Annotated in this window: 13 protein-coding genes; 6 read left to right on the top strand and 7 right to left on the bottom strand. The window is 41.1% G+C overall.

The window, feature by feature from the left end; translation table 11 throughout:
* Positions 1–17: 17 nt before the first annotated feature.
* Together AC0VYH_RS21925 and AC0VYH_RS21920 are read right to left on the bottom strand one after the other, a co-directional pair.
* Complete coding sequence (locus AC0VYH_RS21925; protein ID WP_303532760.1) at positions 18–386, bottom strand: VOC family protein; 369 nt, start codon at positions 384–386, stop codon at positions 18–20.
* Between the two features lie 265 nt (positions 387–651).
* Positions 652–2,106, bottom strand: coding sequence for a phospholipase D family protein (locus tag AC0VYH_RS21920; protein ID WP_475373155.1), 1,455 nt, complete (start codon positions 2,104–2,106; stop codon positions 652–654).
* Positions 2,107–2,271: 165 nt separating this feature from the next.
* Here AC0VYH_RS21920 and AC0VYH_RS21915 point away from each other — a divergent pair, with 165 nt between their 5' ends.
* From AC0VYH_RS21915 to AC0VYH_RS21905, 3 genes are all read left to right on the top strand, one after another.
* Entirely contained in the window at positions 2,272–3,798 is a 1,527-nt protein-coding gene (locus tag AC0VYH_RS21915) for an RQC-minor-2 family DNA-binding protein (RefSeq protein ID WP_475373154.1), read from the top strand.
* 161 nt (positions 3,799–3,959) lie between these two features.
* Entirely contained in the window at positions 3,960–4,754 is a 795-nt protein-coding gene (locus AC0VYH_RS21910; RefSeq protein ID WP_430245440.1) for an ABC transporter ATP-binding protein, read from the top strand.
* A gap of 143 nt (positions 4,755–4,897) precedes the next feature.
* Complete coding sequence (locus AC0VYH_RS21905; RefSeq protein ID WP_475373153.1) at positions 4,898–6,382, top strand: hypothetical protein; 1,485 nt, start codon at positions 4,898–4,900, stop codon at positions 6,380–6,382.
* A gap of 81 nt (positions 6,383–6,463) precedes the next feature.
* Here the strand turns inward: AC0VYH_RS21905 and AC0VYH_RS21900 are convergent, their stop codons facing one another.
* Both AC0VYH_RS21900 and AC0VYH_RS21895 read right to left on the bottom strand, forming a co-directional pair.
* Positions 6,464–7,798, bottom strand: coding sequence for an MFS transporter (locus AC0VYH_RS21900; protein WP_475373152.1), 1,335 nt, complete (start codon positions 7,796–7,798; stop codon positions 6,464–6,466).
* A gap of 86 nt (positions 7,799–7,884) precedes the next feature.
* On the bottom strand, positions 7,885–8,007 hold the full coding sequence (locus AC0VYH_RS21895; RefSeq protein WP_255622932.1) for a hypothetical protein: 123 nt from the start codon (positions 8,005–8,007) through the stop codon (positions 7,885–7,887).
* Positions 8,008–8,142: 135 nt separating this feature from the next.
* Here AC0VYH_RS21895 and AC0VYH_RS21890 point away from each other — a divergent pair, with 135 nt between their 5' ends.
* A complete protein-coding gene (locus AC0VYH_RS21890; RefSeq protein WP_475368261.1) occupies positions 8,143–9,339 on the top strand; it encodes a class I SAM-dependent rRNA methyltransferase in 1,197 nt (398 codons plus the stop codon).
* 77 nt (positions 9,340–9,416) lie between these two features.
* Positions 9,417–10,034 (top strand): NAD(P)-dependent oxidoreductase, encoded by a 618-nt coding sequence (locus AC0VYH_RS21885; RefSeq protein ID WP_475373151.1) that lies wholly within the window; start codon positions 9,417–9,419, stop codon positions 10,032–10,034.
* A gap of 33 nt (positions 10,035–10,067) precedes the next feature.
* Here AC0VYH_RS21885 and AC0VYH_RS21880 read toward each other — a convergent pair whose 3' ends face one another.
* From AC0VYH_RS21880 to AC0VYH_RS21870, 3 genes are read right to left on the bottom strand one after another with little or no spacing between them, the layout of a single operon-like run.
* Positions 10,068–11,282 carry an iron-containing alcohol dehydrogenase gene (locus AC0VYH_RS21880; protein WP_430245449.1) on the bottom strand — a complete coding sequence of 405 codons (1,215 nt, stop codon included), beginning with the start codon at positions 11,280–11,282 and terminating at the stop codon, positions 10,068–10,070.
* Between the two features lie 18 nt (positions 11,283–11,300).
* Entirely contained in the window at positions 11,301–12,827 is a 1,527-nt protein-coding gene (locus AC0VYH_RS21875) for an aldehyde dehydrogenase family protein (RefSeq protein ID WP_475373150.1), read from the bottom strand.
* Positions 12,828–12,845: 18 nt separating this feature from the next.
* The gene (locus AC0VYH_RS21870) at positions 12,846–13,736 is read right to left on the bottom strand and encodes a R2-like ligand-binding oxidase (RefSeq protein WP_475373149.1); all 891 of its coding nucleotides are present in this window, start codon (positions 13,734–13,736) and stop codon (positions 12,846–12,848) included.
* Positions 13,737–13,871: 135 nt separating this feature from the next.
* On the opposite strand from AC0VYH_RS21870, the gene AC0VYH_RS21865 reads away from it, so the two are divergent.
* Positions 13,872–14,567, top strand: a complete 696-nt coding sequence (locus tag AC0VYH_RS21865) for a LuxR C-terminal-related transcriptional regulator (protein WP_430245452.1) — start codon at positions 13,872–13,874, stop codon at positions 14,565–14,567.
* The last annotated feature ends 3 nt before the right edge of the window (positions 14,568–14,570 follow it).

Raw genomic sequence — 14,570 nt, 5'->3', positions numbered from 1 at the left:
CCACCGGCATCCTTTCTTTATTTTGTTAGCACTTCACTCATGATGGCATGTGTGTTTTGCTCACTATCTTCAAAAAACGCCATCCACGTTTCAACGTCATCTGTTTTCGCAACTAGGTGAGGTTTACTAATGAAAATCACCCCATTCTTCATTAAACGTTCGTAGCTTTTCTCAATATGACTTACTTCAAAATAAAGAACTGAGCTTGCATGTGCGAAAGTTTCTTTCTCTGGAATACTTAGTAGCAAGCGCAGCCCATTACAATCAAAAAAAGCCATCTGATTTGTTTCAAATAATAATTTAAGTTCCAAATGCTCTTTGTAGAATTGGACCGCTCGCTCCATCTTTTTGACGGGAATCGCTATTTGGCTCACCTGTTTGATCATAAGAGAAATCGTCCTCCTAATTATCTGGTTATTTTCTATTTCTCTCCAGTCCGTTGAATCTCCTCTAATCTTTCGTTTAGGTAATAAGAAATCGGGAATAAAGGATAGTACTAGAGGAGGGTATCCTTTTATGAGAAATTTGATTAAAAAAGCGATTAAATACGGTCCCATTATTTATCCGATTGTAAAGAAAATGCGAAATAAAAGAAGAACAAGGTAACCTAAAAATCCCCGGGAAATTTTTCCCGGGGATTTTTAATGATAGTTAATATGTGGTTACTTGGAATAATTTTTGAAGAATATACATGACATATTTATAGGGGGAAAGAGAGTTTTGATATTTTTCGTAGTCAGCTGTATAGGTTCCATCTTTATTTGACCAAATTCGCTCAAAATAGCGGTCAACATCCTGGACGACTTTAATATCGTTAGGTGCTTTTAAATGAATATTCGTTTCCATATTGTAATCATCCAGGTTTCTAGAGGTATAGTTGCCTGATCCACCGATGATTGTGCTCTCTTTATTTCCTTTTATATACAATAGTTTTGTGTGAAATTGCTCTTTATTTGTGTCATACCAGCGGATTGTAAGATGCTCACTTCCTTGTTTCTCTAGCTCAGCTGTCACAGGAAGGTTAGGTAAGCCGATTTTTTGCTGTCCAAAGGCATTTTGATTGGGATCTAGTACGAGACGTACGTCGACCTCTCGTTCGGTTGCGTCAACAAGCGCATCAACGATATCCCGGTCTGCCAGATAAAACATTCCAATATAGATCAGCTCTTCTTTTTTGGCATCATCAATAGCTGTCACAACACTATCCTGAATTTTACTTTCTGTCACAATTTGAGCTTTAACATTAGAAGCAGCCTCGGGACTCTCATCGGTCAACTTAGTGTCTGGAAATGACGATACGTTTCCTCCAGAATAGGCGGCAACTGCTTTTTCAGTTTCGATAAGGTCATTTAGAATCTCGCCTTTCACTTTAAAGGCAATGTTAGAATGAAAACCGCTCGCATCATGAGGATTTGCAGACATGATAATACCCGCATCTTCTGTAGTCACCGTTTTACGATGGTTCGCTTTCACATTAAGCAATTCTAGATAAGATCGTGCAGTGACTTTTGGTGCTGAAGGTGCCATTGGGTTTGGAAGCCATCCTTTGCCTTCTTGCCCAAACCAGGTGATCCCCATTCTCCAAAGCCCTGAATAAAATAAGTTTGGATCTCGCAGCCGATCAAGATCAGTGAAAATAACTTCGGCGCCCATTTCCTTAATTTTATTTATTTGGTCAGCCTCGTGAGACCCATATGTTGTGTTCACTTCATCGCTAATGAGGACAACCTTCAGGTTAGGCTTCGCCTTCATTACTTCAACTACTGTATTCGCTAAGTCTTCACTGATTTTTGGATAATCTCTTTTCCCATCCGTGTATCCGTTAAATAAGAAAAGGTCTAAAATAAGGAAATCATCGGCTTCTTGAATCGTACTGTTGATTTCATCAAAAATACTATGATCATAAACTTCTTTCTCCTTTTTGTCGTAAGTTAAGTCAAAAAGAAACTCGATGTCTTCATCATTTATTTGATGAACTTCACCTGCGTAGGATACGCCTTCAGGTAAAGGCTTGAAGCGGTGATAAGTGATAACGCCTACATAAATAACTAAAAATATAATGAATATCATCCAACGTTTTTTGCGATACCATGATCGTTTCTTCAATTGTAGTGCTCCTCAATTTCTATTTTCTCTTTATATACCCCGCGCCGTACAAATGTATCCCTCCTCTGAATGTGTTTTTTTGCATGCTGTAAGGTTGTTTCCATACCAAATTCCGCCGTATACTGTTGGATAAACAGCTGAAAGACAGAAAGCGGGTTTTGCATAATGACAGTTGAACATCATACTTATCATTTTGATGCCTATCCGATGTTTGCGTTTGTCCCAATGGGAAAGAAAAATAAACGAATTAGAACGGTAGGTCAGAAAGTACAAAAAGGCATGATTCATCGTCTTCACGAACATGTGAAACGGAAGGTTGGCGCTCTTACCCAGGAAGAGAAGCAGAAGTTGCAAACGTTTCTTGAACAGGAAAACGAAGCCGTTTTACCTATTCCTTTAAATAAAGAAGATGAGCTTTACCCACATCTTATCAAACCAAAGCAATTATTGTGGCAAACTTTTTCACCGATGCATGGCCTCCCCATCCATAACAATTCTACTTATCAAGAGTTTTATTTACAGTTATCAACGGAAGATCTTGATCGTCATCTCGATCGGGTTATTCGAGATTACCTTTTTTGCGCGGAGTTAGCTGAAAAGTCTCGTGTAGAATGGGAAGAGCGCATTATAGAGGCGTATCAACTTCATCCGTTTCTTCAATTGGCTAGAGAGAAAGAAAACGTTGTAAAAGCGGTTGAAAGGATGAATCACTCGCCTCTTATCTCCCTTTTAAATTCTCCTGAAGATCTTGCTTACTGGCGACACCGAGTCGACATTGTGATGAGACCTTACCGCGAAGTTCCAGATGAATGGTTATGGTCCGAAAAGGGAGTTTGTCATCATGAGAAGAAGATGATGCTTCACCCTTCTAGTGGTGATGTTGAATTTTATTGTGAGGCCTGCGGATATGCGATTTATTATGATATAGAGGAAAACCTTGTCCATTTTAACGAGGAAATTGACATTGACCGTGCGAAGAAACGTATCGGAACGATTGAACGACAATTCAATGAAATGGTAGACAAGACTCCACGTTTAGTAGAAAAAATAGAGGAAGTGTCTCAAGCGATTCAAGCATTCAAGCCGTATGCACCGCTTTATGCTGAAGTGCTACAAGTTCAGCATACTTTATCAGAAGAAGAACTTGCTTTATTTGAAGCGCCATCTACGGTTACGGTTTATCAGCAGCTCAAAAGCGTGAGACTGCCAGAAGATCGAGCAGGCTCACCACTTATTTGGTTTTCCCATGTATTAACCGATACCATAGCACCTTTTAAGCCTCGGACAGTTTTTCCGGATTTGGATCAAAGAGAAATCACCTTTGTTCGAGACTACCTGGAAAAAGTAAAGTCAATCAGTCAAAATGTCCCTTCGAATGAGGAAGAGTACATGAATGTAAAGCAACATACGATGACAATTGGCGAGATGAAGTTATTGCTTCACTTCATTATCGGGCATGAAAATGAGCCACTTCATGTGCTCTCAAAAGTCTTTACCGGACAAGCAACAAATGCGATACGAGCACAAAGACTACATGAAAATGAGGTGTTCGGTCTTTTACAGAATTGGCAAGAAAAACATGTTGTCAAAGGGATCAAATACATGGAGAAAGACGGCTTGCTGCTTAAGATCTCCAAAGGCTATGGGCTGACAAAGAAGGCCAATCGAATGTTAAGTAGAGAGGGCGAATAGTTCAAAAAGACGATGTGAGTATCATCGTCTTTTTTTTGACGAAATGAATTTTCGGTGTGAAAGGACCTGATTATACTACCTAAAGGGTTTGTGGACAGGATGAAACCTTTTATCGTACGTTTCGTAGAAATAAGTAGAAGTTTACATATGGAGGGGATTGTATGGAACACGGACCGGGAAAAGTACTTTCTTTGAAAGGATTGACGAAGTGGTACGGAGAAAAGCTCGTTCTAGATAATATTGATCTTGATGTTTATGAAGGGCAAATTATTGGTTACATTGGTCCGAATGGGGCTGGTAAGAGTACCACTGTTAAAATCATGCTCGGATTAGAAGCTACTTACGCTGGTGAAGTTGAGATATTTGGAGAAAATATTAAAAAGAATAGCGTTGATTATAAAAAGAGAATCGGGTATGTTCCAGAATCGGCGGACCTTTATGATAACTTATCTGCCCAGGAGTACCTAACGTTTACAGGTGAACTCTACGGATTAGATGCTGATACAGCGGAATATAAAGCTAGATTGCTGATGAGAGTGTTTGAGCTTGAAGACGTTTATGAATCTCGTATTTCATCCTACTCAAAAGGTATGAAGCAAAAAGTCTTACTGATTTCTAGCTTGCTTCATGACCCTGATATTCTTTTTCTCGATGAACCGATCAATGGTCTTGATGCGAATAGTGTCATGGTATTTAAAGAAATCCTTGCTCAGCTTGCGGCTCAGGGGAAAACGATTTTCTACTCTTCACACATTATGGAGGTCGTTCAGAAAATTAGTAGCCGTATTCTCCTTCTAAATGATGGCAAGATTGTTGCGGATGGAAGCTTTGAACAGCTTCGTCAAAAAAATAAAGAGGGCTCACTTGAGGAGATATTTAATCAATTAACAGGTTTTAATGAGCATCAAAATCTTGCGGGAGATTTTGTGCAAATCGTGCAGCGTGAAGATGTATGAAGAACTTTCCAACACTAAAGATTCTTGACCTCTTTCGGTTCCTATTTGAGCGGCTGGATATTGATTATCCAACCTTGCGTCGAATACTTCAGGTAAAGCTAACGATGGATGGGAGACGCCCTACTACGATAATGAGCCAGAACATGAGTGGGAACAAAAAGAAAGATTCCAACCAGTTTCTTAAATCACTCTGGTTTTATGCTTTTATTGGGCTAACGTTGATTCCGATCCTGTTTTTTGGTGACAATTTTATGTTTCAGATGAGCTTGATTTTCGGCGTTTTAATGTTTTTAATTATGACGGCGATGATTTCAGATTTCTCTTCTGTTCTTTTAGACGTTCGAGACCAAACGGTTATTGGCACAAGACCTGTCGATCGTCGAACGATTAGTGCAGCACGGGCTGTCCACGTTACGATATATTTATTTTTCTTAACGGCTGCGATTGTTGTTGTTCCACTTATTGTAGGAACTGTGCAGTATGGAATTTTATTTGGAGTGTTATTTGTCGTTACAGTGTTTTTTAGTGATTTGTTAATTGTGGCGCTGACAGCGCTGCTGTATTACATCATCTTAAAATTTTTTGGCGGAGAACGCTTAAGAGATGTCATTAATTATGTGCAAATAGGGTTATCGATCACCATCGTAGTCGGTTATCAAGTACTTGCTCGTGCTTTTGAATTTGCGGGATTACAGGTAGGCTTTTCACCAACATGGTGGAATCTCCTTTTACCGCCAGTTTGGTTTGGTGCACCGTTTGCTGTAGTGTTGAATGGGGCTAACGGAGCTTATTACTATATCTTTATCGCATTAGCTATTTTGATACCACTAATCGCTCTGTGGCTATATTTATCATTGTTACCTACGTTTGAGAAGAACCTTCTTAAGCTCATCGATCAGACTGGCCCATCGAAAAAGAAGACATTTAAGGGAATGGAACGTTTGGCTTCACTTATCACGCGAAGCAGAGAAGAGCATGCGTTTTATCAATTTGCGGGGAGAATGCTAAAGAATGAACGTGATTTAAAACTGAAGATCTATCCTTCTCTTGGGTTTGCTATGATCTTTCCTTTTGTTTTTCTGTATAATAGCTATTCTGCTGGGCAGTCATTTGAAGCCCTTACTTCAGGTAACTCCTATTTAACGATTTATGCGAGCATGATGATGGTTCCGGGAATAGTGATCATGCTTCAATATTCGAGTAAAAGTAAAGGGTCATGGATTTATCATGTCACACCTATACAAAATTCTGGAGTGATTATTAAGGGTACGTTAAAGGCTTTTCTACTTCGCCTATTTGCACCTGTGTTTGTGGCTATCAGTGCGATTTATACCTTTTTATTCGGTGTTCGAATTATTCCAGATTTGATCATCGTATGCTTAATCGCTCTTATTTATAGCGTCATTTGTTTTCGAATATTGAAAGGCACGCTTCCTTTTTCGGAGCCTTTTGAATCAGCCGGGCAAAGTGATGGTTGGAAGACTATCCCGTTTGCGTTATTGATCCCTGTATTCTGGGTCGTACACTTCATACTAACCAAAGTTCCATTCGGTACCTGGGCGTATCTCCTTGTTCTTGCGTTTATCTTACCGCTTATTTGGAATAAGGGATTGAAACATAGCGAGTGACAGGCACTCCCCGATTCCTGTCGAATCAATAACCCACCTCATCATGAGGTGGGTTATTTAGTCTCCTAGTGCTTAGATGATCTATACTGAGGTTTTCAATTTGCGGGCGTATATCCACATGATGATGGCTGATAGTGCCATTAAGATAAATAAGAAGATATACGTTAGCTGGAATGATTCTGTACTATATGTTAATCCGTTAAGTTCAAGCATGATCCCACCAGCTACAGATCCTGAGGCGCTCCCAACAAATTGTATGAGCTGTTTCATACCAATGCCAGTGGCGATCTCTTCAGAAGGAAGAATGCGCGACACCTCGTTCGTTGTACTAGATGAAAGGCTTGAGAAGCCGAAACTTGTGAACATATAGCCAATCATAATCATGAATTCATTTAGAGGTGATAGGAAGTAGAAAATCACGGTGGAGATGAGAAGCAGACCGTGAGCAAGATAAATCACTTTCATGTTTCCGTATCGATCAAGTAGTCTTCCAACATAAATAGCGGCAACTGCTGAAAGCATGGCGCCTGGAAAAATAATATACCCTACGACAGAAGGTCCTTTTTCATAAACGTTCTGAAGCATGAGTGGCATAAGAAGTAAAATGGCAAAGTGGGTTGTGAACCCAAGATAGCTCATATACAATAGCTTTCGATATCCTTTGTTTTTAAAAAGAGACGGTTGAATAAAAGGAATATCTGTTCTTGTAATTCGAAGCCAGAGGAGTCCGCCTACGATAATGCCCAGAGCTAAAAACAGCCAATTAAAAGTTGAAATATAGAGTAGAAAGCTTGTAACAGTAGCCCCTGTCAATAGTCCTCCTATAATGTCAAAGCTTCCTTTACGAACCTCCTCTTCCGGAAGACGACGAAAGAGAATTGGTATGAGTAAAACTACAAATAAAGTTACAGTGAAAAGATAATTCCAATCAAGATACTCCGTTACGACGCCCCCAACAACAGGGCCAAGTCCGAACCCGAGAGATGATGCTGAAGCAATCATGGCCATCGCCCGTCCGCGACTTGAAAATGGAATGAATCGTCCCGCAAACACCATAGATAGTCCAGGAATTGCAGCTGCTCCGGTTGCTTGTAAAAGACGTGCAGCTAATAGTAGTGGAAATGTCTCTGAAAAGAAGCCAAGAACTGATCCGAGTCCAAATATGACAATCCCTGCAATTAAGAGGCGTCTGATCGGTAGATAATCCGATAGACGAGTATACGTAATCGTGAAAATTGCGAGGATAATGGAGTATCCAGACACAATCCAGGCGCCATCTGCAGGGGAAAGGTTAAATTCAGTTAATACATTTGGTAAAGCAACATTAAACATTGTTGTATTCATGACAACAAGCCAGACCGCCACACTTAAAAGAAGAATGGTTTTGAAATAGCTTGAAGTTGTTTTCTCGTTCATTAAAACCCTCCTGATGCGTTAGTAAAGCACCAGCTTATTGTAAACGATAAGCGCATGATTCGTCTCATTTCACGGTTTCAATGAAATTAACTCTTTTCTTTCTTCATCTTTTTAGCCAACATTTCTTTTGCCTGGTTATAGGTAAGGCCTGAATTTGCATTAAGACGTTTCACTGTCTCAATATCCGTTCCTGTTTTCGTTTTCACCATTCATCACCACCTTTCGTCGTTAGTTTCTGAATGAATCAATCCAATTATCCAGAGGGAAGTTCGGTTTATGGAGCAGGTAGGTTACGTGATATAATGCAAGCAGATTAAAAAAACTCGAAAAGTTAGGATGACACGATGAGGAACGAACGAAGCGTGCAGGTGCAAGCAAAGCATCAAAAGAAATTTTTTAAAGGATATCCCCTTATATTCAAGGAAGCGATTGTGAATGCAGACGTCTTGAAAGAAGAAGGGACGATTCTAAGACTAGAAGATGAGAAAGGTCAGTTTATTGCAAGAGGCTATTATGGAAGGCAAAACAAGGGGTATGGCTGGGTGCTCTCACAAAATGAACAAGAAGCAATTGATCAGGACTTTTTTGTGAGGAAAATCCAGCAAGCCCTTCGTCATCGTACTTCGTTCTTTGAAGATCCAACAACAACGGCATTTCGTGTGGTGAATGGGGAGGGAGATGGCCTGGGAGGCGTAACCATCGATTATTTCGACGGTTATTATCTTATTAACTGGTACAGTGAAGGGATATATTCGTTTAAAAATGTTGTAGTAGAGGCGTTAAAACAGCTTGTGGATTTTAAAGGTATCTATGAGAAGAAACGCTTTGACGCGAAAGGTCAATATGTAGAAGATGATGATTTTGTTGAAGGAGAACGCGGCGAATTCCCGCTAATTGTGAAAGAAAATGGTGTGAACTTTGCTGTGTATTTAAATGAAGGTGCCATGGTTGGAGTATTTCTTGATCAGCGCCCTGTTCGAAAGTTAATCCGTGATCAATACGCGAAGGGGAAAACAGTATTAAATACGTTCTCCTACACAGGTGCTTTCTCGGTATTTGCGGTTGAAGGTGGCGCGACGGGTACTACAAGCGTTGATCTTGCTAATCGAAGCTTGAATAAGACGATCGAGCAGTTTAGCGTTAACGACATTGATTATGAAGAACAAAACATCCTCGTGATGGATGTATTTAAATATTTTAAGTACGCCGTTAAAAAGAATTTATCTTTTGATATGGTGGTTCTTGATCCTCCAAGCTTTGCACGTTCTAAGAAACATACATTTAGTGCTGCTAAAGATTATAAAGATCTGTTGAAAGATGCGATTTCAATTACGGAAGATAATGGTGTGATTGTCGCTTCAACGAACTATAGCGGCTATGATATGAAGAAGTTTAAAGGGTTTGTTGATCAGGCATTTAAAGAAACGAACGGTAAATATGAGCTGCTAGAAGAATTTACACTACCTGAAGATTTTCGTACGATTAAAGAGTTTCGTGAAGGAAACTATCTTAAGGTTGTTTTCATAAAGAAAATTAAATAGGGTATTTGCGTTTCACTGATATCTATTAACGGGGATAAAAAGATAAAGATCGTTGAATAGAGGGAGAGGTCGTACTCATGAAACTAATTGTATTCGGAGCTACAGGCGGTACAGGAAATGCTTTTGTGAAACAGGCCATTGCAGCGGGCCATACCGTCACTGCATTTGTTCGAACACCTTCAAAACTTGAAACGACTCACAAAAATTTATCAGTTGAAATTGGCGATGCGATGCAGTCAGCTGATGTGAAGCAGGCGATAACTTCTGACGTTGATGCCATTATTTCATGTTTGGGTGCTAATGGACTTGGAAAAACAACAGATCTTTCTACAATGACGGCAAATATCCTCGATGCGATGAGCATTCATGATGTAAAGCGGATCGTTTATATGGCTTCTGCTGGGATTAATAAAGAGATTCCTGGAGTGACAGGGTTTGTTGCAGGCAAGCTGTTGCAGAACGTCCTTGCTGATCATCGAAGAGCAGTCGACCTTCTTGCTGCAAGTGAAGCAGAGTGGACAGTGGCTCGTCCAATGGGATTAACGAATGATGATCGGACTGGAGAGTATCGGAAAGCGCGAAGTGGCATTCCAAAAGGCGGACGTCGCATCGCTCGATCAGATGTAGCTGATTTTATGCTTCATACCGTAACAGATCATCTCTACATTCGAGAATCGATCGGACTTGCATACTAAGAACCGTGAAGCTTAAGCTTCACGGTTCTTTCGTTATACGAATACCTTCTGGGAATGAATGACGCGCTCGCCAACTGCGCGAATTAATTCTGGTGGAAGTGGATAATTGAGAGCAGCAGGATCCATTTTTACCGCTGCGATTGTAGCGTCAAGTGCATCAAGCTTAATGTCATAATCTTTGAAATTAGCTGGAAGACCAACGTTCTGCTGCATTTCTTTTAGTTTATGAATGACAGCTTGTAGCAACGTGTCATTATTCTTGCCGGTTGTCTCTAAATGAAGGGCACGAGCAAGTTCCTTTATTTTTGGGAGATAGAGATCAGGGAGCATTTCCATTACAACCGGAAGAAAAACGGCATTCGCAAGGCCGTGTGGAATGCGGAAAAGAGCTCCGTACGCATGCGCAAAATTATGCACAGGAATGGCATTAAGGGCGAAGCTAAATGCCGTTATACCCATCATACTCGCTTGGAGCATTTCCATACGTGCTGTGAGGTTATCTCCCTGGTTGACGGCAGTTGAGAGATGTGACTCAATCAAGCGAATAGATTGGAGGGCATAAGCATCAGTTAGCGATGTGGCTGATGGTGAGGCGAATGCTTCAATTGCGTGAGTTAACGCATCAAATCCAGTAAAAGCCGTAATAATAGGTGGTAATCCCGTTGTCAATTCTGGATCCAATATAGCCATATCGGCATTAATAAATGGATGAATAATGTTTGTCTTCATCTTGATTTCTTCGTTATAAATCACGGCAATAGGAGATACCTCTGATCCTGTACCAGCGGTTGTAGGGATCGAGATGTGGGGAATTGGTATATGAGTGGCCTCTGGCCAGGATAAATAGAGAAGTCCTCCTGGAATAGCTTCTTTAATATCTGTTAATCCGTTGTGAAGGGCGTATTTCACCCCTTTTACGGTGTCCATCACGCTGCCACCGCCAACAGCGAGTAGCCCATCCGCACTTACTTCCCTGGCAAATTTAAGCGCTGCATTAACATCATGACTCCCTGCATCTTGATTGATATCAAGATAAATCCCTGCAAGTTCAGGGCCAGTCCCATGTGGTGTCAGATCGAATATCTCTTTGATCTTTTCAACGACACCAGCTTTTTCAAGTCCGTGGTCACTAAAGAGAACCACACGCTTTGCTTGAAGTCCTCTGAACAGATCGGGTACAAGTGCCCGAGTGCCTGCCCCGCTATGAATGGCCGTTCGAAGCAAATATTGAGAATATGTTAATGTCATACGGTTTTACCTCCTTTATTAAGATTGGTTAGAAAAGAGAAGACTGTACCAATTTCTCCGTTCGATTTCTGGCACCATGGAGGTGTGCACATGCTTCACCTGAGTATATGCGTCAAGAGAATGCTTGCCCATTTCTCTACCAATGCCACTTTGTTTGTATCCGCCAAACGGTGCATCATTTCTGAGCATATGCCAATCATTTATCCAAACAACACCGGCACGCAGTTTTCTTACGACCTTATAGGCTTTATTCACATCAGTTGACCAAACACCTGCTGCTAGTCCGTAAATCGTATCGTTCGCCATACGGATGGCATCATCAACATCGCTATACCGGATAACAGAAAGCACAGGCCCGAAGATTTCTTCTTGGGCGATCGTCATGTCGTTCGTGACATCGGCAAAAATTGTTGGAGAAATAAAATGTCCTTTCTCACAGCCCTTCACGTTAACTTCATTCCCGCCACATATAAGACGAGCCCCTTCCCGCTTACCTTTCTCAATGTAAGATAAGATAGCTTCTTTTTGCGTAGCAGAAACCACCGGACCCATATCTGTCGCCGGATCAATTGGATTCCCAATCACAAGCTTCTCAGAAAGCTCTTTGAGTCCATCGATTACCTGATCATACAGTTTATCTGGAACAAAGAGTCTCGTTCCGGATTCGCACAATTGACCAGAGTGAAGGAAGACACCGAACAGACTGCCAGGAAGGGCGATTGAAAGATCTGCATCATCCAGGATAATGGAAGGTGATTTCCCACCAAGTTCAAGCGTTGTGTTCTTCACTGTTTTAGAAGCTAAACTCATAATGTGACGTCCCACTTCAGTAGAACCAGTGAAAGCTATCTTATCGACTTTGGGGTGCGTAGCGAGTGGTTCACCAACGTCTTTTCCACTACCCGTGACAACATTTATCACTCCTCTGGGAACTATTTCAGAAATAATTTCAGCGAGACGGAGCGTTGTAAGTGGTGTATAACTCGCTGGTTTAATAACGATGGTGTTCCCCATGGCAAGCGCAGGTGCGATCTTCCACGTTGCAATAAGCATAGGCATGTTCCATGGCGTTATGGCGGCACAGACGCCGATTGGCTCACGCCAGATAAAGTTATGAGCTGGTCCTGGAAACGGAGGAGATGGCAGTGTTTCTGAATAGGTGTAATCGAGCACAAATTTACCGAGAGTCTGGAATAGATCCACCATCTGAATGATGTCATTGGATCCAAGTCTTCTAACGGTGCCACCTGAAGAGAGCGCTTCTAAGGCAACAAGTTCTTCTGCATTTTCCATGATTTTCTGAGCGATGGAGTAAAGGACTTTCGATCGCTCTTTTGGAGGCATCTCCCGCCATTCTTCATTATCGAATGCTTTGGATGCTGCCTCTACAGCTCGGTCAACATCTTTAGCGTTACCGCTCGTTACTTTTGCGATTACATCTCCAGTAGCAGGATTCATCACCTCGAACAGTTGACCACTTTCTGAAGGAGACCATTCTCCATTAATAAAAAGCGGAAATGACTTTATTTCTACGTTTACTGACATAGCTCTTCCTCCTTTACTTTAAAGAACGCCAACATCGGATTCAGAAGTACGGTAAATCTCGTTGATGTCTTTTCCTTTTGCGCGTGCAAGGATGTCCATCCTTACCGATAGCTGTTTCATAGAAAAGGCCATTGTGGCATCAAGTGTATTTCCGAATGCGCTATGTGTTTTTTCTCCTATTCCTTCCTGTGTTAACTGATCTGCAAGTGGGGCGAGCTGATTCATCTTATTTTGCACAATCTCAAAGAGGTGGGGATGTTCAGCAATCAGGCGCTGTAACAAGAAGGTGCCATAGCCGATATGACGTGATTCATCTTTTTTCAGCAATCCAACGCCTTTCATTAATCCTGGCATAACCTTGGCTTTATCAAGAGATTCGTAGAAAGAAAAATAGCCTGTTTCAGCAAGAACCCCTTCCACAAACATATTGTAGACAGTAGAAGCTTCAGCTAGCGCTTCAGGAGAATGGTCCTGTTGGAGTTTCCCCATTGCTTCCGGTAATATAGAATAAAAAATTTTCCGATAGGTGTCGGAGTGAAAACGGGACAGGTCCCCGGTTTGACCAATCTCATTTAGAAATACACGAAAGAATTCCGTGTGCTTTGCTTCCTCAAAAAGAAAAGTTGTTAAGTACATCTCTTCTTCTAATCTTCCTTCTTTTGCGATCACCATGATTAATGGCAGAAGGTCCAATGTGACTGCTTCTTCACCAGCCTGAAATTGAGAAATTAGTCTCAGTATCTCTTCTTGTTGATCCCCGGTTAGAAACTGCCAATCTTTTACGTCTTGAGTAAAATCAATCTCTCTTGGGTCCCATCCGCCAAATTTCTTCGCTTTTTGATAAAGACGAAATGGCAGGGAATCTTCCTGAAGTCCGCGGTTGCTTGTCGTTATCATTTCTTTCCGCATCTTTGACCACCTTTCAATACTTGCGATTTAATCTAGCAAATTTTATAATGAAGGAGCTATCTTAGAAAGCGCTTACATATACAGTTTAACGATTTTTGTACGGCAGTTCGATTCCTGAAAAGATAGGGGTGAATCATGTCGATGCATGAGGAAACGTGGATGCGATCTTTTCATCGGATGTTAGAGATGAAAGATCCAATCCAACGTTGCGAAGTAATGATTAAACAATGTCTTGCCCATTTTCCATTCATGCGTGCGAGTCTCTTTACTTTTTCCTATTTTACAGGTGTTGGAGAAGGCATTCTTCGCGTTGATCGTAGTGGAGTGTTTTCTATGAGCGCTATACGTGAGGATATACGGCGCATCCCACCCATTCAACGAGTCCTTCTAAGTAACAAGCCTTCTTTCCTGGTGATGGATCAGCATCATCAGCTCTTCCCCACAGAATATATCGAAGCTTATGATTTAACATCTGTCTTAATTATTCCATTAAGCATTGAGCGAATTGCTATTGGCTGTGTCCTAATTGATAAAAACGAAGAGGGTGTTACGGTTCATCAAGGGCTTATTGATGATGTGATGATTTATTTTCAACAGGCACTTGCTTATATGCTCCCACCAATCTCTCGGTCACCCAATCCCTTAAGCAAACGTGAAACAGAAGTTCTTCAATATGCAGCTGATGGCTACAGTACGAAAGAAATGGCCAGGTTATTACGAATCAGTGATTTTACAGCGAGAGATTATATAAGTACGGCGATTCGAAAGTTACAAGCTAATCATCGTGCCGAAGCAGTTGCAAAAGCATTAAGAGAAAAATGGATTCTGTAACTA

It is taken from the genome of Anaerobacillus sp. QJM3NY_32 (assembly GCF_056173645.1).
Note: the sequence above shows the minus strand (reverse complement) of the source record. Positions and strands in the feature narration are given on the sequence as shown.